18 protein-coding genes and 2 other annotated features are annotated in these 20952 nt (G+C 42.8%); of the genes, 6 read left to right on the top strand and 12 right to left on the bottom strand.

Annotation, left to right across the window (positions count from 1 at the left end; genetic code table 11):
- Window positions 1-96 precede the first annotated feature (96 nt).
- The gene (locus tag P22_RS15420) at window positions 97-1068 is read right to left on the bottom strand and encodes a tRNA modification radical SAM protein MnmL/YtqA (protein WP_054261119.1); all 972 of its coding nucleotides are present in this window, start codon (window positions 1066-1068) and stop codon (window positions 97-99) included.
- A gap of 5 nt (window positions 1069-1073) precedes the next feature.
- The gene (locus P22_RS15415) at window positions 1074-2876 is read right to left on the bottom strand and encodes a B12-binding domain-containing radical SAM protein (protein ID WP_235814681.1); all 1803 of its coding nucleotides are present in this window, start codon (window positions 2874-2876) and stop codon (window positions 1074-1076) included.
- An 83-nt stretch (window positions 2877-2959) separates the two neighbouring features.
- Between P22_RS15415 and P22_RS15410 the strand changes: the two genes are divergently transcribed.
- The 5 genes from P22_RS15410 to ligD (P22_RS15390) all read left to right on the top strand — a co-directional run bounded on the left by P22_RS15410 (window position 2960) and on the right by ligD (P22_RS15390) (window position 8542).
- On the top strand, window positions 2960-3733 hold the full coding sequence (locus P22_RS15410) for an N-acetylmuramoyl-L-alanine amidase family protein (RefSeq protein WP_054261118.1): 774 nt from the start codon (window positions 2960-2962) through the stop codon (window positions 3731-3733).
- Window positions 3734-3823: 90 nt separating this feature from the next.
- Window positions 3824-5695 carry an oligoendopeptidase F gene (gene pepF, locus P22_RS15405; protein ID WP_054261117.1) on the top strand — a complete coding sequence of 624 codons (1872 nt, stop codon included), beginning with the start codon at window positions 3824-3826 and terminating at the stop codon, window positions 5693-5695.
- Window positions 5696-5816: 121 nt separating this feature from the next.
- Window positions 5817-6806 (top strand): non-homologous end-joining DNA ligase, encoded by a 990-nt coding sequence (ligD, locus tag P22_RS15400; protein ID WP_054261116.1) that lies wholly within the window; start codon window positions 5817-5819, stop codon window positions 6804-6806.
- Window positions 6807-6822: 16 nt separating this feature from the next.
- Window positions 6823-7656 (top strand): non-homologous end joining protein Ku, encoded by an 834-nt coding sequence (locus tag P22_RS15395; RefSeq protein ID WP_054261115.1) that lies wholly within the window; start codon window positions 6823-6825, stop codon window positions 7654-7656.
- A complete protein-coding gene (ligD, locus tag P22_RS15390; protein WP_054261114.1) occupies window positions 7634-8542 on the top strand; it encodes a non-homologous end-joining DNA ligase in 909 nt (302 codons plus the stop codon). The genes P22_RS15395 and ligD (P22_RS15390) overlap by 23 nt, the downstream gene beginning before the upstream one ends.
- Window positions 8543-8592: 50 nt before the next feature.
- Here the strand turns inward: ligD (P22_RS15390) and thrC are convergent, their stop codons facing one another.
- The 10 genes from thrC to trpD form a co-directional block, all read right to left on the bottom strand.
- On the bottom strand, window positions 8593-10092 hold the full coding sequence (gene thrC / locus P22_RS15385) for a threonine synthase (RefSeq protein WP_054261113.1): 1500 nt from the start codon (window positions 10090-10092) through the stop codon (window positions 8593-8595).
- An 88-nt stretch (window positions 10093-10180) separates the two neighbouring features.
- Entirely contained in the window at window positions 10181-10657 is a 477-nt protein-coding gene (gene ybaK / locus P22_RS15380) for a Cys-tRNA(Pro) deacylase (RefSeq protein WP_054261112.1), read from the bottom strand.
- A 133-nt stretch (window positions 10658-10790) separates the two neighbouring features.
- Window positions 10791-11657: a prephenate dehydratase gene (gene pheA / locus P22_RS15375; protein ID WP_054261111.1), complete on the bottom strand. Its 867-nt coding sequence runs from the start codon at window positions 11655-11657 to the stop codon at window positions 10791-10793.
- A 36-nt stretch (window positions 11658-11693) separates the two neighbouring features.
- Window positions 11694-11950: a binding site (T-box leader), on the bottom strand.
- Between the two features lie 57 nt (window positions 11951-12007).
- Entirely contained in the window at window positions 12008-12580 is a 573-nt protein-coding gene (locus P22_RS15370; RefSeq protein WP_054261110.1) for an anthranilate synthase component II, read from the bottom strand.
- Window positions 12573-14048: an anthranilate synthase component I gene (trpE, locus tag P22_RS15365; protein WP_054261109.1), complete on the bottom strand. Its 1476-nt coding sequence runs from the start codon at window positions 14046-14048 to the stop codon at window positions 12573-12575. Before trpE ends, P22_RS15370 begins: the two co-directional genes overlap by 8 nt.
- Window positions 14045-14839, bottom strand: coding sequence for a tryptophan synthase subunit alpha (gene trpA, locus P22_RS15360; protein ID WP_069972834.1), 795 nt, complete (start codon window positions 14837-14839; stop codon window positions 14045-14047). The genes trpE and trpA overlap by 4 nt, the downstream gene beginning before the upstream one ends.
- A gap of 3 nt (window positions 14840-14842) precedes the next feature.
- Complete coding sequence (gene trpB / locus P22_RS15355) at window positions 14843-16021, bottom strand: tryptophan synthase subunit beta (RefSeq protein WP_054261107.1); 1179 nt, start codon at window positions 16019-16021, stop codon at window positions 14843-14845.
- A gap of 46 nt (window positions 16022-16067) precedes the next feature.
- A complete protein-coding gene (gene trpC / locus P22_RS15350; RefSeq protein WP_054261106.1) occupies window positions 16068-16850 on the bottom strand; it encodes an indole-3-glycerol phosphate synthase TrpC in 783 nt (260 codons plus the stop codon).
- On the bottom strand, window positions 16843-17478 hold the full coding sequence (locus tag P22_RS15345; RefSeq protein WP_235814679.1) for a phosphoribosylanthranilate isomerase: 636 nt from the start codon (window positions 17476-17478) through the stop codon (window positions 16843-16845). The genes trpC and P22_RS15345 overlap by 8 nt, the downstream gene beginning before the upstream one ends.
- Window positions 17475-18494 carry an anthranilate phosphoribosyltransferase gene (trpD, locus tag P22_RS15340; RefSeq protein ID WP_054261105.1) on the bottom strand — a complete coding sequence of 340 codons (1020 nt, stop codon included), beginning with the start codon at window positions 18492-18494 and terminating at the stop codon, window positions 17475-17477. The genes P22_RS15345 and trpD overlap by 4 nt, the downstream gene beginning before the upstream one ends.
- A gap of 49 nt (window positions 18495-18543) precedes the next feature.
- Window positions 18544-18810 (bottom strand) — a binding site (T-box leader).
- Between the two features lie 243 nt (window positions 18811-19053).
- Between trpD and nadE the strand changes: the two genes are divergently transcribed.
- Entirely contained in the window at window positions 19054-20952 is a 1899-nt protein-coding gene (nadE, locus tag P22_RS15335; RefSeq protein ID WP_054261104.1) for an NAD(+) synthase, read from the top strand.

Genomic DNA, 20952 nt, shown 5'->3' with positions numbered 1-20952 from the left:
TGCTTCGTGTCAACCTGTTTTTTATTGGTCCTTTTGGCAGTTTTTGTCGCTTATTGCCGCGACCTTTTACATGGTATCATAAGATAATTTATTATGTCAACATTTTTTAATAAAATCCAGTTTCTGCCCTATGTACTTTTTTACTTCCTTACCATTTAAGTAGTCGCAGCAACTTCCTTGATAGGTATCTCTTGCTTCCATAGCTTTTTCAATGGCATCCCGGATCTTCCACCACCCTGTCTGCCAATTGGTAAACAAAGTGTTTTTTTCCGGAGCACGCCCAATTAAACGTTGAACAGTTATATCCGGGCAAAGATATTCTAAGAAAGTTACTACCCTCTCAACATATTCCTCCTGACTGATAATTTTTACTTTGCCTTGCTGGTACCACTCTGCCATAATGGTTCCCCTGACAATATATAATGCATGCAGCTTGATTTGATCAATTCCCAAGGCTGATACAATTTTAGCATTTTCAATCACATCATTAATATCATCCCATGGTAAGTTTAAAATTAGGTGAGCACAAATTTCCAATCCGGATTTCTTAATTCGTATTACGGCATCAATAAACTCAGCTAAAGTATGTCCTCTGTTTATTTTCAATAAAGAATGGTAATTTACCGTTTGCAGTCCCAGTTCAATACTAATGTCAACACCACGTTCTTTTTGTATCTTGGCAAGCATATGCAAATACTCATCATGAATACAATCCGGCCTTGTAGCAATAGCAATACCGACTACATCCGGCTGGCAAGCCTCATATATATATCCCTTCAATTCCTCAATAGGCAGATATGTATTGCTAAAGTTTTGAAAGTATGGTATGAATTTTTTTGCTTTATATTTAGGCGCAATATGTTCTCGATTAGCATTAATTTGCATGGTAACAGTCATCGAAGCCGGTAAATTTTCATAACCGGCACCAATTGCCCCGCAAAAGACACAACCATCCTGTCCACAGCTGCCATCCCTGTTAGGGCATGTCACAGGCAAACTAATCGGTAATTTATACACTTTTTCTCCATAACGTTGTCGTAAGTATTCGGAATAGGCATTATAACGCATCCTTACTATATTCCTTCCTTCTCCCAGAAATCTGTTACAGCAATTTTTTGAAAGTTTTCCTCTCCATGATAGTTAAAAAGTATCGGTGTCAGTTGTTTCTCAAGCTTTCCCTGCTCCTTAAAATAGCTGGAGAGATCAAACGAAAAAACTTCCAGATGATATTGTTTTTTTATATCCCGCCATGTTGTAAAATTATACTCCGGCAGATATTTACGAACTAATTCTGGAGAACGCCAAAAATTTGTTTTTTCTTGAGACCATTTTTCTTCATTCCATGGTAAAAACGGAAAATGCACCTTCCCCCTCTCACTTATGAGTGCATTGAACTTCACCATTTCCAGGAAGAATTCAACATCCGAAAAGCCACAATCCTGATAGAAATTTATTATGTGTTGATAGAGTCCTTTAATTCCCTGTTCCAGCATATTACATTCATTCTTTTCCCAATATGCTGTAAAATCGTGAAAAAACTGAAATGCATTTCCTTTGTATAAATTAATAAACACAGGTAATACATATTGAAATCGCCCACTATTATAAAACTGATCAACTAATCCTTCCAATATTTTAAGCCGACTAACATCCTCAAAAGGCAGGCAATTGTTGGCCAAAACTTCATAAGGGGCACAATCGGAAAAAATATAGCCATATTGTTTAGATTTCATCCGTAGCCCCGAACCTTTAAGCAGCTTTAAAAAACCCAGTTGTATCATATGTGGGCGTAAATGATACACATCATTAAAGGATTGTCCAAACTGCCAGTAAGATTCTTCAGGCAAACCGGCAATCAGGTCAAGATGTAAATGAATATTTTCTCCCTGTCTTAAACGGGTTACATTATGAACAATCTTATCCCATTTGTTAGTGCGCTGTATCGCTTTCAAAGTCGGTTCATTGGTAGACTGAATACCGATTTCAAACTGAAACCTGCCTACTTGTACGGAAGATAAAAAATCAATCACTTCGTCATCCAGCAGGTCTACAGCAATTTCAAAATGAAAATTGGTTGTACCCTCCTGCTGCGCTAAAAACTGCATGATTGGAAGATAGTAATCCTTCTTAGCATTAAAGGTACGGTCAACAAACTTTACCTGCTTCACTTTATGTCTGATAAAGAAAGTTAAATCCGCATATACCCGCTCTAAGTTATGAAAGCGAACCCCCTTGGTCACACTTGATAAACAATACTGGCAATTGAAGGGGCAGCCCCGTGAACTCTCATAATAAATAATCTTATCTTTTAGTGCTGCCATATCGGAATCAGTGTAAGGAAAAGGAATATCATCCAGGCTGGCAACTACCTGTGCTTCTCCATTAATAACTACTTTACCTTCTGCGTTACGATATGCTACGCCAGATATCGAGCTAAGTTCCGTAATGGCCAACTTTTGCCGAGTTTCTGCTAACTCCTGTAGTAAAAACCGTAAAGTATTTTCACCTTCACCTTGAATGATATAATCTACATCATGACACTTCTGCATGACTTTTTCCGGATCATAAGAAACCTCCGGCCCCCCAAAAATAATTAACGTATCCGGCAATACCTTTTTTATCAATCCAACCAATGCTATGGTCATATCAATATTCCAGATATAGCAGGCCAGACCGATAATTTTAGGCTTTTGTTTATAAATGTCATGCAAGATAGACAGCAGATTATGATTTATGGTATATTCCTTGACGATTGTGGGGCACACATCCTGACAGCAGGCACGCAGGTAACGTAAGGCCAGTGAAGAATGAATATATTTTGCATTAAGCGTCACCAGAAGAGTTTTTATAATCCTCACCTCTTTCCTTGGTTTCATCGAAGGAACCCAAAGTAACACACCAAACAACATTCGCATAAAATACAGTAATATCAGCAGCATTTCAAAGAAGGTGTAAATATATGCGGATAATTATAAACGGTCAACCTTTGCCCATAAATATTCATGTCACCCGAGATGTACTTATTACATTACGTTCAATGGCAAAAATGCTTCGTTGGCAACTAAAGTATGACACGGCAAAAGAAGCCGTATATATTTCTTCAAAAGGCGGTGTTACCCTACCGGCCAGCGATCGTTTGCCTGTAATTGAAATACCGGAAAATGCTCGTTTAAGCGGAAAGGTAATTTGTCTGGATCCGGGTCATGGCGGCGAAGATACCGGGGCAACCGGATATTCGGACAGCTTGGAAAAAGATAATACTTTGGCCATCTCCCTCTTACTAAAAAATAGGTTGGAAATGAATGGCGCTACGGTATTAATGACAAGAGAAGAAGACCGCCAAGTAAGTCAGGACGACACCAATATCGGAGATTTAGCTGCGCGTATTGCCATTGCCCATGAAAATCATGCAGACATTTATGTAAGCATCCATAACGATTTCTTTGCCGACACCGCTACTGCCGGAACTTCCGTCTTCCACTATGGTGGATCCGAATCCAGTAGATTGGCAGCCTGTGTTCAAAAAAAACTAGTGGAAGGTCTTGGAACCAAAGATCGCGGCGTACGGTTTGGCAGTTTTTATATTTTGCGGAATAATGCCATTCCTGCTATCCTTATTGAGGTAGCTTTTATCTCCAACCCTGAAGAAGAGGTGTTGTTGAGTAGTGCCGATGGCAGAAATAAAGCAGCTGAGTGCATTGCTGAAGGTATTATGTCTTATTTTAAAGTATAGAAATTATTTTTTTTCAAAAGCTATACAGGGAAAAAGACTGGAACTATTAAATATTACATTATATTTTACATAGACAAAGGAGAATTTTCAATGCCAAAGTTTGAACCCCTTGTTTACCGTAGAGAGCTAGCCTGGAATAGTACAAAAACAGGTCAATCCGGGTCTTCCGTTCCCCAGCGAGAAGAAATTCCACCTGAATATAAATGGCGTTTAGAGGATATTTATCGGACTGATGAAGACTGGCAACACGATCTCAAAACATTGGAATCCATATTCCCAGCTATCAAAAATAATCAGGGAAAACTTTCCAACTCTGCTGAAACATTATTTAACTGCCTAAAATTACGCGATACACTTGGTATTCTTAGTGGAAAATTATTTGCGTTTGCCCGTATGCATCGCGACGAAAATACGGCAAGCGCTAAATATCAGGCCATGACCGGACAAGTAGAATCACTACTGTCTGAAGCCGGTGAGGCTGCAGCTTTTATTGAACCTGAAATTCTGGCAATCCCTGATTCTGTTCTAAAAAAATATCGCGAGCAACTTCCCGCTCTAGATGAGTACAGTTTTTATTTTGAAAACTTATTCAGGCAGAAAAAACATGTCCTTGCTCCGAATGAGGAAGAGCTGCTTTCCCGTGCTTCTGAAGCAACCCAGGCAGCGGAAAACATTTTTAACATGCTGGCGCGTGCTGATATGGTTTTCCCGGAAACGCTTGATCAAAATGGGAAAAAAGTACAATTAAGCGAAGGACGTTACAATTCACTCATTCGTTCAACCAATCGTACAGTACGGCAACAGGCGTTTATAAACTTGTTTACCACGTACAGTCAATATCGTAATACCTTTGCAGCCACTTTGAGCGGCAATATAAAGAAAAACATTTTTTATGCCAAAACGCGCAAATATAGTTCTGTTTTAGCCTCATCCTTGGAAACAGATAATGTTCCCTTGAACGTTTATGACAACTTAATCAAGACTGTACATAAACATTTGCACCCTCTCCATAAATATGTTGACCTGAAAAAAAAATCGCTTGGCCTTGACTCCATCCATATGTACGATCTATATACTCCTCTAATTTCAGATGTCTCTTTCCACATTCCTTATTCGGAAGGGCTTGATTTAGTGAAAAAAGCCCTTCGTCCCCTCGGGGAGGAATATCTGAATATCTTGCAAAAGGGTCTAACTTCCGGCTGGGTTGACGTTTACGAAAACAAAGGGAAACAAACCGGAGCATATTCGTGGGGAACATATGGAGTTCATCCGTTCGTATTATTGAACTATCATGACCGCTATGATGATGTTTCTACATTGGCGCATGAAATGGGACATGCGCTGCATAGCTATTATAGCCACAATAATCAGCCCTACTCGGTTGCTTCTTATACCATTTTTTCCGCTGAAGTTGCCTCTACAACCAATGAAATATTGCTTTTGAATTTTATGCTGCAAACAACTAAAGATAAACGCAAGAAATTATACCTGATCAACCAACATCTAGAACAAGTCCGCGGAACAGTATATCGCCAAACTATGTTTGCCGAATTTGAAAAATTACTATACGAAAAAACTGAAAATGGTGAAGCCATCACTGCCGATATGCTGGAAGCAGAATGGCACACCTTAAATGAAAAATATTATGGACCTGCCATTATAGTTGATAAGGAAATTGATATCGAGTGGGCTAGAATTCCGCATTTTTACTGGAGTTTCTACGTATATCAGTATGTCACCGGCTACTCTGCCGCTACCACATTGGCTGAAAAAATACTACACGAAGGTTCCTCATCTCAAACAAACTATCTTCATTTTTTAAAAAGCGGCGGCTCCGACTATTCTTTAAACCTGTTGAAAAAAGCCGGTGTTGACATGAACTCACCAACCCCTATTGAAATGACACTGACTAAATTCAATACACTGCTCAGTGAGCTTGAAACTTTACTGGAAAATTCTTGACCGTAGTAGTTTCCTTAAAAGAACGGCTGGAAGCCCCCTGTTTTTGGGAGCCACAACATAGTATGCATTCCATACTGTATAGAATAACATGACGATTTTTTCAAACAGAGGATCTTTGCCTATGCGCCTATTACAGCCAATGCTGGCCAAACTATCGTCCTCTCTTCCTCTTAACGATGCTGACTATGGTTTTGAAGTGAAATGGGATGGCATGAGAACCATGCTGTATCTGAATAATAATAAATTCTCCCTACTTACCCGCAACCGCCATGACGTTACTCCCCTGTATCCGGAACTGGCTCCCTTTGAAGAACTCTTTCAGGCACATAAAATAACCCAAATTATTTTAGATGGTGAAATCGTAAGCTTGGATGCTGCCGGGCGACCTTCTTTTTCTACCTTACAAAAGCGTTTCGGACTAACCTTAAATAAAGTTCGAAACATGATGACAGAAGCACCCGCTACCTATATCATTTTCGACGTATTATACCTTAATGGCCAATATTTTTTGGATAAGACCTATGTCGAAAGACGAAATATTCTGGAAAACCTTCAATTGACCAGTCCCTTCTGCCAGGTGCCGGCCTACCAGACAGGCTCCGGAAACGCCATGTTATTAGCGACAAAAAAACTGGGGCTGGAAGGCATCATCGCCAAACGTCTGGACAGCCTCTATTATCCTGGTCAAAAAACCGGTGACTGGTTAAAAATAAAAAATACATTACGCCAGGAATTTATAATTGGTGGTTGGCAACAAGGGAAAGGAAGCCGTAATACATCATTTGGTGCTCTCTTACTAGGTTATTATGATATGACAGCCAAGCAAGCCCGTATTCATGACATCTCTCAGAAGCTATTTTATGCTGGTAAGGTAGGTACTGGCTTTAATGCCGCCTCCCTTAATCAGCTCACCCAGCTCCTCAAGCCTCTCCGCTGCGAATCCGGCTTTTTTATTAACCCACCTCGTATGAAAGATATTGTCTTTGTTTATCCTAAACTTATCATTGAGTGTGAGTTTACTGAATGGACTGCAAATCAAACTTTACGTCATCCTTCTTTTAAGGGATTGCGTTTTGATAAGCCTGCTCTCGATGTAGTACGCGAAACATAAAGGAAGTGAATTATAATTGGCACGTCCTATTTGGAGTGGTACTATCAGTTTCGGTCTGGTAAACATACCCATTCGTCTGCACAATGCTATCAAAAATAAAAATCTTCATTTTCATCAGTTACGCAAAAAGGATGGCTGCCGCATCCGATTAAAAAAGGTCTGTTCTACGGATGGAGCAGAGGTAATGGCTGAAGATATTGTTAAAGGCTATGAAGTTTCCCCTGATCAGTATGTCGTTGTAAGCTCTGAAGAATTAACATCCGTAACCCCAAAAGCTTCACGCAGTATCGAAATTGAAGATTTTGTGCTTATGAAACAAATTGATCCTATTTACTTTGAAAAATCCTATTATCTCATACCCGAGCCCACGTCCATGAAAGCATATAGATTATTATTGGAAGCTATGGAAACTTCAAAACGGGTAGCGGTTGCTAAATTTGTTCTTCGTAATAAGCAGTATCTTGCCGTTTTACGACCCAACGGACAAACTATCACTCTTTCTACATTATTTTTCGCTGACGAAATTATCTCTCCAGACGAACTAAGCGATTTAGCCGCAGGTGATACTCAGCCGACTGAAAAAGAACTTAAAATTGCTTTACAGTTGGTTGAATCCCTCTCCAATGACTTTCAACCAGAAAAGTACCATGATGAATATCGTGAGAAGGTACTTAATTTAATTAAAAACAAAGCAGAAGGCGAAACAGTAACTGCTCCTGCTCAAGTTCAAAATCAGCCTGGTAAAATAATAGATCTTATGGCAGCATTGGAAGCCAGTGTGTCGGCAATAAAAAAACAAAAAACCAGTCCAAAAAGGAAGAGAGTTCATGCCCTCCAAAACAAGCGTTGATATTGATGGAAAAAAAGTAATTTTATCCAATTTGGAAAAAATTTTTTATGAAGAAAAAACAGTAACAAAATCTCAGGTAATTGACTACTATATCCGTATTGCTCCTGTTTTGCTTCCTCATTTACATAATCGCCCGCTAACCCTGAAACGCTACCCAAATGGCGCGGCAGCTAAATATTTTTATCAAAAGGCATGTCCTGCTCACCGGCCTGAATGGCTCCATACAACTCCGGTGTGGAGTAACCGCAATAACAAATATATCGATTTCTGTATAGTAAACGACCTGGCATCTCTCGTTTGGGCTGCAAATCTGGCGACGCTAGAACTCCACACTTCTCTGTCCCTGGAAAGTAATGCAACTGTCCCTACCATGCTGGTCCTTGATCTTGATCCCGGTTATCCCGCCGGCATACTGGAATGCGCCCAGGTTAGTCTGCTTCTCCATGAATATTTCAACTCCAAAGGCCTTAAAACTTTTGCCAAAACATCAGGTTCTAAGGGCTTACAAGTATATGTGCCATTGAATACTACGGTTAGTTATGATCAAACCAAACAATTTGCCAAAAATTTAGCACAGTCTTTAGAGAAGCAATATCCAAACCTTATTCTGTCAAAAATGAGAAAATCCCTGCGACAAGGTAAGGTCTTTATCGACTGGAGCCAAAACGATAGTCATAAGACTACTGTTTGTGTATATTCCCTGCGTGCAGGGAAAAATCCCCTTGTTTCAGCACCGGTAACTTGGGATGAATTAAAAAATGCCTTAAATACTACTAATGCTCAGGCACTAACTTTTGATTCGCTGCAGGTATTGGACAGAGTAAAGGCTCATGGGGATTTGTTTGCTCCTGTACTAGCTTTGCAACAACAACTCCCTGCTCCATAATGAGCTCTGACGCATAAAAACACACCAAGCGCGACCCTGGTGTGTCTTTATTAATCAATTTTTAATATTTCCATTAGAACTGCTGGCATTTCCTCTTTGCTGCAATTTATTTTATGGAGTATTTCTTTATGTGCTAAATCTGCCAGTGCGTTTGGAACCGGCCAGCCAGTCCTGTCAGCTAAACTATGGAGCATGGCAAATTCGGACTGATTTTCATTCCGTATGCTATTGTCGATTGCCAACAATACACTCTCATTAAATTTAAAAGGGCTTGCTGTTGAAACCAGAACCGCTGGAGTATAATCGCCGGTTTGACGGCGATAACTATTATAGACATGCCAGGCTACCGCTGTATGAGGATCAGCAAGATAGTGATAACGGCTAAATACATCTTTAATAACCGCAACTGTCTCTTCGTCATTCGCCCAGTCTGCCCAGAATATCTCTTGTAATTGACTTAAATAATCGTTTCCGATATTATACGTCCCGCTATTTTGCAATTCTTCCATCCACGCTTTAACCTGAGCAGTATTTCCCCCTGTAACATGATATAGAAGACGTTCTAAATTGCTGGAAATCAAAATGTCCATAGAGGGAGACAAGGTCTTATGAAAACCACGATTGCGATTGTAGATCCCGGTATGCAGAAAATCTGTCAGAACATTATTGCTGTTCGAGGCACAGATCAGTTTATGAATAGGCAAGCCCATAAGTTTGGCATAGTATCCGGCCAGAATATTGCCAAAATTTCCAGTGGGAACAACAAAATTAACGGCTCCCCCCTGAGCAATTTTTCCGCCCTTTACCATGTCCGCATAGGCGCTGAAGTAATAAACAATCTGTGGTACCAAACGCCCCCAGTTTATTGAATTTGCTGAGGATAATTGAAACCCCTGCTCCTGTAGTCTGAAATTTATTATATTGTCGTTAAAGATTTTTTTGACTCCGGTCTGCGCATCATCAAAATTACCTTGAACCGATACAACAGCCACATTCTGGCCTTCCTGACTCACCATTTGTAGCCGTTGAATTTTGCTAACTCCCTCACGTGGATAGAAAACAATAATTTTAATTTGCTCAATATCTTTAAAACCTTCCAACGCAGCCTTCCCGGTATCACCAGAAGTAGCTACCAGAATGACTACCTCCTTCTTCTCCCCTGTTTTTTTCAGTGCCCTGGAAAGTAACTGAGGCAGCAATTGAAGCGCCATATCTTTAAAAGCACTTGTCGGTCCGTGCCATAATTCTAACACATGGCGGTCTTCTCCCACGGTAACCAGCGGAGCAATGTCGGGATTGTCAAATTTGCTCTCATTATATGCTGCACAGATACTGGCTTTGATCTCGTCTTTTTGGTAATCCTCAAGAAACTTTTCCAAAATGGCAAAAGCCCGCTGGCCATAGTTCATATCCACCAGTGCCAGCAGTTGCTGTTCACTAAGTTTAGGGATTGATTCCGGCACAAACAGCCCTCCGTCTAAAGCAATACCATTCTTAATAGCATTGGCCGCCGATAACTTTTCCTTATCCCCTCGGGTACTAATATACATAAGCAACTCTCCTTCGAAATAGTGCCTCGAATACGTTATAAAATTATAGCTGAAATGCAAAATCGGTAAGAAAACCAAACGTTTACTACTATCTATTCATTATCAGATCATGAACCTTTGCCGCCGTTGCCTTAATCAAATCGTCTGGCAGCAAGATCATCTGACAACCACGGATTCCTGCACTGATGGCAACAACGGGCCAGTTTTTAACCGTAGTATCCGCATAAACAGGATATCTCTTCTTGGCCCCTATCGGTGAAACTCCACCGCGAATATAACCGGTCAAAGCCAATACTTCCTTTAAATGTACCATCTCAACCTTCTTATTGCCGCTAACTGCAGCCAGCGTTTTCAAATCCAATTCCTCACATCCCGGGATGATTGCCATTAAAACACCTGTTTTATCGCCACGCGTGACTAATGTCTTAAATACCTGTCCCGGAGGGAGGCCTACTTTATGCGCAACATTTTCAGCACCAAGATCATTTTCATCGACTTCATACTCTCTAAGTTCATAGTGGATATGTAGTCCGTCCAGCAATCTGGCTGCATTGGTTTTTTTCAAGATACCCCCCCCTTTTCCAGACTAATTCCATGTTTGAATAAGGCTACACATTATGATTCAGTATATAATTCCCCGTCTGATTTTGTCAATTCATTCACAAGCAGGGAGATTATACGAAAAACATACCATCTTTTTACAGTGCATTACACACTATATGCGATGGATATGAACCCAGATTTTTCAGCCACAAGCTTTTTCCCTGAATGGCCTCTACGGCTGCCTTTACCTTTTCTTCATCCATACTGCCTTCTATATCAAAAAAGAATATATATTCACCCAAATTGGTCCGGGCTGGGCGGGATTCAATCTTAGTAAGATTGACATCGCGTTGGGCAAATTCAAGCAAAAAATCGCACAAACTTCCGGGACGCTCCCCGTTCATTTTGCAAACCACCGATGTTTTATAAGGTATCCGTCTGTCTATCCCGTTATCAGGCTGTCTTTTTATGAGAATAAAGCGGGTACAGTTATTATCGCAGTCCTGAATATCATGATCAATCACTTTAAGCCCGTGTAGTTTTCCTGCCCGCAAACTGCCGATGGCGGCACGCCCTGCAGTTCCCTTAGCCACCATAGCGGCGGCTTTGGCCGTACTCTCTACCGCCTCCAGCCGGGCGTACGGATGATGATTTGCCAGATATTTTCTACACTGGGCCAGAGGCTGGGGATGTGAAATCACTACTTCCACCTTATCAGTTTTCGAATTGGTTAATAAATAGTGCCTTATGGGCTGTACAAATTCGCCGACAATATAAAGATCAACATCATGGGCCAGTACATCCAGTGTAATGCTCACTGAGCCTTCGATAGAATTTTCTATAGGCACAATTCCTGCATCAATTTCGTTATCTGCAACTGCCCGAATTATCGCATCAATCGTTGCATAGGGATGAAGTTCGACTGTTTCTTGATCACAAACCTTAAGGGCCATATCTTCGCTATAGGTTCCGCGAGGACCAAGATATCCTAATGTATTTACATTTTCTTTACATTGAGACACGGTTTTCCCTCCTTTAAGTATAAAAACCTCCCGTCCTATAAGGACGAGAGGTCTCGCGTTACCACCTTGATTATCCGCGTCGGCGAATCACTTTATAGAAGTACGGGTACCAACCGATACTCCCCTGCTATAACGGGCAAACTCCCGGCAACCGCCTACTCTCCTCTTTAACAGAAATTCAGCGGGCAACTCCGAGGCGAACTTCGTGTGTCTGGCTTGCACCGGGCTTACACCGTTCCCGACTCGCTGCCGCTAAGAACCATACACCTACTTTTCCTCTTCCTTGTCATTTAAAATATAAGCTATTTGCTTAATCATAACATACCCTTAAAACTGGTCGCAATCCTTTTTTATATGCCGGCAAAAAAATTGCCCAACAGTTCCATCCCCTGGGAAGTCAACACGGACTCCGGATGAAACTGAACCCCCTCCAGAGCATGTTGCTTATGTTTCAGCCCCATAATCAACCCGTCTTCTGTAAAAGCCGTTATCTCCAAACAGTCCGGCAAATCTTCCTTAGCTACAACCAGTGAATGATAGCGGCCAACCGGTAGCGGATTCGCCACTCTCTGATACATCCCCTGCCCATTGTGCCTGATTAACGAGATTTTCCCATGTACCGGTTCCGGAGCCCGCACTACTTTGCCGCCAAAAACCTCACCGATGGCTTGATGTCCCAGACAAACCCCCAATATCGGTATTTTCCCAGTAAAATGGCGGATTACATCCTTGCTGATACCTGCCTCGTCCGGAGTTCCCGGTCCTGGAGAAATAACGATCGCCTGGCAATTCATAGCAGTAATTTCTTCAATGGAGACTACATCATTGCGGACAACGACAGGCTGTCTGCCCAGTAACGCTACATACTGATACAGGTTATACGTAAAGGAGTCGTAGTTATCAATAATCAAAACATCAGTCATTCTGCTCCCCCCCTGCCGTACCAATCACTTTCAGTAGCGCTTGAGCCTTGTGCAGGGTTTCATCATATTCCCTGCCGGGATCTGAATCATAAACTAATCCGGCTCCCGTCTGTACTTTAATCAGGGAACCTTCAATATCCATGGTGCGGATGGCGATACAGGTGTCCATATTTCCGGTAAAATCGATATATCCAATGGCTCCACCATACACCCCTCGAGACTTTTTTTCCAGCTCATGGATGATTTCCATAGCCCGTACCTTCGGAGCTCCGGATAAAGTACCGGCCGGAAAGCAAGCTTTGAGGGCGTCCACAGCATCTAATTCGGGTTTAAGAGTTCCGCCCACATCGGATACTATGTGCATAATGTGAGAAAACATTTCCACAGCCATGAACCGTTCCACCTGTACGGTTCCCGGCACACAAACCCGTCCCAAATCATTGCGTCCAAGATCCACCAGCATAGTATGTTCCGCACATTCCTTAGGATCGGCCAGCAATTCCTTCGCCAACTTCTCATCCTCAGCAGCATTTTCCCCGCGTGGCCGTGAACCGGCAATGGGGCGATTCGTCAAATGCCTGTTTTGAAGCTTCACCAGTATTTCAGGCGAAGCGCCTACCAATTTTTTAGAACCAAAATTAATATAAAACATATAGGGCGAAGGATTAAGTCGGCGCAGTTTCCGGTACATATTAAACGGATGATCCTGCAATTCGGTCGTCAACTGTTGTGATATCACTACCTGAAAGATGTTCCCCGCCCGAATATGCTCTTTGGATTTTTCCACTAGATCCATGTATTGTTCACGTGTAAAGTTAGACTTTACAGAGTTTTTCATTTCACTATCTTTTTGACCGGGTAATACAACCGTCCGTTGCAATTTTTCCTTTATCCCCTCCAGCCGCGCTTTAGCTTCATGATACACGCTTTCAACAGTATCACCCGGCTGTATTCTGACCAGAGAGACTATCTTGCTGGTATGCGTCAAATGATCCATGACAACTAGTTCACGGCAAAACAATAGCTGACTCACCAATAGATCTTCCGGAATACTATGGCCGCGTACCCTTTCAAACGTGCTGATAATATCGTAAGCGAAATAACCGACTGCCCCGCCCGCTACCAGCGGCAGCGGAATAAGCGGAGCTGCAGTAAACCTTTTTAAAAATGACCGTATTACCTCCAGAGGTTTTCCGGGCATAAAGTGAGTTTCTTCATCCAGAGTAATGCCGACACCATGCCCATACGCAGCTATAACGGCAAAAGGGTCGCCACCGATAAAGGAGTAACGGCCAAAGTTCTTGCCGGTTTCAGCACTTTCCAGCATAAAACCGATATCTTCGCCAATCAGTTTATAATATAGCGAAACCGGGGTTTCCGTATCGGTTGCGATATCGGTATATACCGGAATCACATTATAGCTTTCCGCCAAACGCGCAAACTCTTCACAGCTCGGCTGAATCATCATGATGCAATCTCCCCGTCCAGTGCTTTGCGTATACCGGCAATCAAAGCAGCAGCTCCGTCGATCCCATCTGTCATTAGCCTGTCAACAACGGCACTCCCCACAATAACCGCATCAGCATATTGTGCCGCTCTGGCTGCAGCCTCCGGTGATGCAATGCCAAAACCGATGGCCACAGGTACCGGCGTGCGGGATTTAACTTCGGTAATGATAGGTTCTAAACCGCTAAAATCCACATCCCTTATACCGGTAACTCCTGTATTGGAAATACAATAAATAAATCCATTGGCCGCCCGGCAAGTGTTAGCCAACCGCTGAATCGTGGTAGTCGGTGCAACAAACTGCACCAGGTTAACCCCTAACTTTTGGCACGGCGCGAATAATTCCTGATTTTCTTCAAACGGTACATCCGGCACAATAAGCCCGTCTACTCCTGCCTGTCTAGCCGTTTGAACAAACGCATCCGTCCCAAATTGCAAAATAGGATTAAAATAGGTCATAAGTGCCAACGGAATATTAGACTGTGTGCGGATTTTTCTTACGGTTTCTAAAATCCCGGATACAGTAACTCCCGCCTGTAAAGCCTGCGCCGCCGCTTTTTGAATCACCGGGCCATCGGCCATCGGATCGGAAAAAGGAATACCTATTTCCACAACATCGGCACCTGCTTTTTCCGCTGCCAAAACGGCTTGCACTGTTGTATCCAGATCAGGACAACCGCCGGTAATATAAATTATCAATCCTTTTTTTCCGCTATCTTTTATATAATTTAATCTATCAGCTAATCGCGACATGATTCATCCCTCCAAAATATCTGCTACCATCTGCACATCCTTATCCCCACGACCCGACAAGCATACGACAACACTTTGCTCAGAAGATGTCTCAGGCATTAAGTATTCTAGATAAGCAAGGGCATGGGAACTTTCCATAGCCGGAATAATTCCTTCTAATGCCGTTAGCCGCTGGAAGGCTGCCAAAGCTTCCTCATCGGTCACTGCAACGTAAGTTGCAATACCGGTATCCTTAAAATAGGAATGCTCAGCTCCAACTCCCGGATAATCCAGGCCGGCAGAAATAGAGTAAGCCGGAATAATCTGCCCTTCTTCATCCTGAACAACATAACTCAAAGCACCATGTAGTACGCCCGGCCGTCCCGCTGTAAGCGAAGCGGCATGCATTCCCGTTGACAGACCCTTGCCTGCCGCCTCCACACCAATCTTTTTGACCTGAACATCGTTCCTGAAAGCATAAAATGTTCCCATAGCATTACTGCCGCCGCCAACGCAGGCTACCAGATAATCCGGCAAAGTCCCGGCACTTTCCAGTATTTGTTTCTTAATTTCCTTCCCGATTACTGACTGAAAATCGCGCACCATCATCGGATATGGATGAGGCCCCATAACCGATCCAATAATATAATTTGTATCCCGCACATTTGTCACCCAGTCACGGAAAGCTTCGGTAGTCGCGTCTTTTAATGTGGCCGTACCACTAGTTACCGGGACAACCTCGGCTCCCAGCAGTCGCATCCGGAACACATTCAGTGCCTGCCGCTCCACATCTTCTTTCCCCATATAAACACGGCACTTTAAACCGAATAAAGCAGCGACGGTAGCCGTGGCCACGCCATGTTGCCCTGCACCGGTTTCCGCAATAACACATTTCTTCCCCATATAACGGGCAAGTAATGCCTGTCCTAAAGCATTATTAATTTTATGGGAACCGGTATGATTCAGATCTTCTCTTTTCAAATAAATGGTTGCACGGCCATAATGTTTTGTCAGACGCTTGGCAAGATATAAACGGCTCGGGCGTCCGGCATATTCAGATAAATATTGAGAGAGTTCCTGCTGAAAACCTTCATCATTTTTTAATTCCATATATCTTTTTTCCAGTTCAGATAATGCCGGCATAATTGTTTCCGGAACATAGCGTCCGCCGAATTTGCCAAAACGGCCATTTTTATCAGGCACTTCTACTCCTCCTAGTATATTGAATTTATATAATTATAAAATCAATTTAACATAGTTTTTTTTGGACGGTACTTAAAGACAATTCCCTTGTACGCAAGGCAATATTCGGAGCTGTTACCAATCCTTCTCCCACTAAAATGCCTTTTACTCCCCAAGACTTTAAAAGTAAGGCATCCTCTTGCGTACGCACGCCGCTCTCACTAATTATCAGTTTTCCGGTTTCGCATTCCTGCATCAATTCATGCGTTGTATGGATACTTGTAGTAAAAGTGGTTAAATCACGATTATTAATCCCGATGATATTGGCTGGCGTCTTCAAAACCCGCTGCAGTTCTTCCAGGGTATGAACCTCAACCAGGCAATCCATTCCTAATTCATCGGCAACCTTCAGGCAGGAAATTATTTCATCATCAGCCAGCACAGCCGCAATTAACAGCACTGCATCTGCTTTCAATGCCCGGGCCTCATAAATTTGATAAATATCAACAATAAAATCCTTCCTCAATATCGGTAGGCTGCTAACCTTCTTTGCTTCCCCAATATCATCCAGGCTCCCCTCAAAGTGGCAATCGGTCAATACGGAAAGGGCTGTGGCACCATTAGCATTGTAAATTGCGGCAAGGTCGGCAACTGTTCTCCCTGGATGAAAAATTCCCTTGACAGGAGATGCAAGTTTACATTCCGCAATGAGTGACCAGTCTTTTTGCATGAACACGTTATAAAAGACATGGGAACCTGCTTCGACATTATCTCTAATATTGCTGAGTGGAAGTTTGATTTTCGCTGCTTCGACTTCTTTATACTTCGCCTGAACAATCTTATTAAGCATTTTTCCTCACCCTTTCCGCTTTCCTGACAACCTGTATAAAAGCTAAAATTTTCGCCGGGTCTTTTTCTCCAGCCGTCTCTACACCACCGGATACATCGACCCCTTGAAAATCCGTTTTTGCCATGGCCAGCGCCACATTCTCAGCCTTCAGACCGCCGGCAATGAAAACCGGAATATCGGATATAGATCGTACTTGCTCGATGATCTGCCAGTCAAAGACCTTTCCTGTGCCGCCGTAACTGCCGGGAACAAAGGTGTCTAAAAGCAAATATCTCACTTTATAGTTTGTAATTTTATCCCAAAATCCAACTTTACCAACCTGTAAGGCTTTGATAACCGGCCGATTAACCTGACGGCAATATGCTGCTGATTCATCTCCGGACAACTGAACATAATCCAGGTTACATAAATGCGCAATCTCATTGACCCTGCTAATTTTTTCGTTAACAAATACTCCTACCTTGGCGATACCCGACAAGGTAAGTGCCAAAGCCTGCGCGTCGGTAACACTGATACGCCGCCGGCTCGGAGCAAAGACAAAACCAACTAGATCCGCTCCTCCTTCTGTCACGGCAGCAGCCGCAGAAGCTGTTTTTATACCGCAGATTTTAATAATAATCCGACTCACCTCTCATGTACTACACTAAATTTTTTTAATTCCTCCAGTTTTGCCAGGGCAGCTCCGCAGTCAATACTTGAGGCTGCCAATTCCAAGCCTTCCGGAAAACTCTCCGCCTTGCCGCTGACAATAAGACCGGCTGCAGCATTAAGCAGTACAATATCCCGTTTAAACCCTTTTTGCCCTTGCAATATATCCAATGTAATCTTGGCATTTTCAAGAGCCGAGCCACCCAGATATGCCTCCCGAGGTGGTTTAACAAAACCCAATTTTTCAGGGTCAATTTGATAGGTATGAACATCCCCTCCTTTAACCTCAGAAATGGTAGTAGGTACGGCTGTGGATATCTCATCCATGCCGTCATGGCTGTGTACCACCATAGCCCGTTTGCTGCCCAGAGCTGCAAGTGTTTCAGCAATCGTAGTGGTCATGCGCCCGTCATATATCCCCATCAGTTGACATTCTGCACCGGCGGGATTCGTCAGAGGTCCAAGAATATTAAAGACAGTGCGGAACCCCAGATCACGCCGGGGTTTAGCGGCATATTTCATTGCACCGTGAAATGCAGGAGCATACATAAAACCAATACCAATTTTATCAATGGATTGTGCCACAATCTCAGGAGCTAATGTAATCCGTACCCCCAGGGCTTCCAGTAAATCGGCACTGCCGCAAGGGCTGGTCGCTCCCCGGTTGCCATGTTTCGCTACGGACACGCCGGCTCCCGCCAGTACAAAAGCTGCTGTGGTTGATATATTAAAAGTACCTTTACTATCACCGCCGGTACCGCAGGTATCAATCAAACCATGATTTTTGCAGGAAATCTTTTCAGCATGTGCGCGCATGGTTTCGGCGAACCCGGTTATTTCTTCCACAACTTCACCCTTTACACGTAAAGCCGCAAGAAATGCACCTATCTGCCCCTCGCTTGCCTTGCCAGACATAATAATATCCATAGACTCTTTGGCTTCTTCTCGCGTAAGATCAGTCTTATTGACCACTATCGCCAAAAATTTTTTCAACATGCCGTACTCCTCCTCAAAAATGAAAATAAAAAAAGAGCTATCTCCCCCATACAGGGGCGAAATAGCTCGCGGTACCACCCTAATTGAAAAACTTGAAAGGTTTTTCTTCTTTATTCAGGTACGGGATACCTATACGGCTCCGATACCCTAGCTTGTTAACGGCAGCAGCCGGCCCAGCCTACTGGAAATCGTTCGGTGGGCAGCTCACAGGACCATTCACTATGCTCTCCAGGTCGGTCATTCCACCTCCGTAAATCGGTCACCGACTCGCTGAACTGCAGTACACACAGTTACTCTTCCTGTTCACAGCTATTATCAGATTCAGTATTTAATAATATTCTATTGTTCTTTAACTTACCTGTCAATAAATTTTTTAAAATATTGTTTACAAATATGTAAAAAATAATAACTGCAATTATTCTTAAAACTGGCACTGTTTTTCTTCTAAGAAGGACATCCTTGATTCGACAGAGAAATACTGTTATTGTCGGTTAATTGAATAATTATGCATATGTGACAGCCTGTAACAAGGCAATGATTACTGTATGAGGTGGATATCATGTTGAAAATAGCCCTTGGACAAGTAGAAGTACTTCCGGGTCGTCCTCGTGACAATGCACATACGATGTTGTCGGTTATTGAACAAGCCCGCAGAGCCAACTGCCATGTAGTGATTTTCCCAGAAATGGTCATTCCAGGCTACCTGCTTGGTGACACCTGGGAACAACCTTCTTTTCTCAAAGACTGCGAATATTTTGGCGAACAAATTATCAAAGCCGCTTCGGATATTGTCGTCGTCTTTGGCAATGTGGCGGTGGATTGGGAAAAACGCGGCGATGATGGACGAATCCGGAAATACAATGCTGCTTTTGTCGCTCAAAATGGCCGATTATTAGGTTCGGACAATTTCCCCTATCCTTATCGGATTAAGACCCTGTTGCCCAATTACCGTGAATTTGACGACACCCGCCACTTCTTTAGCTTACGAAAATTAGCTATGGAACGCGGTGAAAAAATAGAAAAGTTACTTCAGCCAATTCATATTACTATTAACGGAAAAAAGTTGAAACTGGGTTGTATTTTATGTGAAGACGGCTGGAGCAATGATTATTCCGTTAATCCAATAGCCATTCTACAGCAAAACGGTCCTTTGGATTTATTAATCAATATTTCCAGTTCGCCCTACACGATAAACAAAAATAACAAGCGAAATCGTATTTTTTCTGAACAAGCCAGAAATATTGGCGTCCCTCTGGTATATGTAAACAATGTCGGGCTACAAAATAATGGCAAAACTATCTATACTTTTGATGGGTTCAGTACTGTCTATAACGGAAAAGGAGATGTAGTCGCTTACTCCGCTCCCTTCAGTACCAAAGTAGAAATACTTGACTTAGATTTCGGCTCTGAAGATTTACAGCTTTCGCCTCTGGTTACACCCGATGATAATGACATGAAAAGTATTTATACAGCGCTCCGGTATGGAATTCATAAATTTACGGCATCTGCGGGAATTAACAAAGTTGTTGTCGGCATCTCCGGCGGAATTGACTCCGCTGTAAGCGCTGCCCTATATGTAGACATCTTGGGTCCTGACAAAGTACTACTGGTCAATATGCCCAGTAAATTTAATTCTGAAACAACCAAGGGACTGGCTGCAAAACTGGCCCAAAATCTAGGCTGTTTATATACTGTAATGCCGATTCAGGAAGTTGTGGATTACACAATCCAGCAGGTCGGACAAACTCCGGTCACTAATCTGACCACCGGTGAACAATTCACTCTTTCCATTTCTTCATTCGTAACCGAAAATATCCAGGCCCGTGACCGTTCTGCCCGTATTTTAGCCGGCATAGCCGCTGCTTTCGGCGGTGGGTTCACCTGCAACGCCAATAAAACTGAAATGAGTGTCGGCTACTCCACATTGTATGGTGACCAAGCTGGTTTTTTGGCTGCCTTATCCGATTTATGGAAACATCAAGTGTATGCTCTGGCTATGTATATAAATGATTATGTATTTGGCCGTACAGTCATTCCCCAAGAATCAATTGACATCGTCCCCAGTGCAGAACTGTCCTTTGACCAAGCCGTAGACGAAGGCAAGGGCGATCCAATTATTTATCCCTATCACGATTATCTGTTCAAAGCATTTATGGAAAACTGGAATAGAGCCACTCCGGAAGATATTCTTACCTGGTATATTACAGGAACGTTAGAAAAAAACATCGGTTGTGAACCAGGTTTAGTCGCTAGAATTTTTCCAACCGCCAACGATTTTATTACCGATTTGGAACGGTGGTGGAAACTATACACAGGCATGGCCGTCGCTAAACGTATCCAGGCGCCTCCCGTATTGGCTGTCAGCCGCAGGGCTTATGGTTTTGATCATCGCGAGGCTCAAAATGCCACATATTATACCGCCGGATATTTGGCAAAAAAAGCGGACCTGTTGAAATAA

The sequence above is a fragment of the Propionispora sp. 2/2-37 genome, assembly GCF_001298735.1.
Taxonomy (GTDB): domain Bacteria; phylum Bacillota; class Negativicutes; order Propionisporales; family Propionisporaceae; genus Propionispora.
This window is presented reverse-complemented; position numbering and strand designations above follow the sequence as displayed.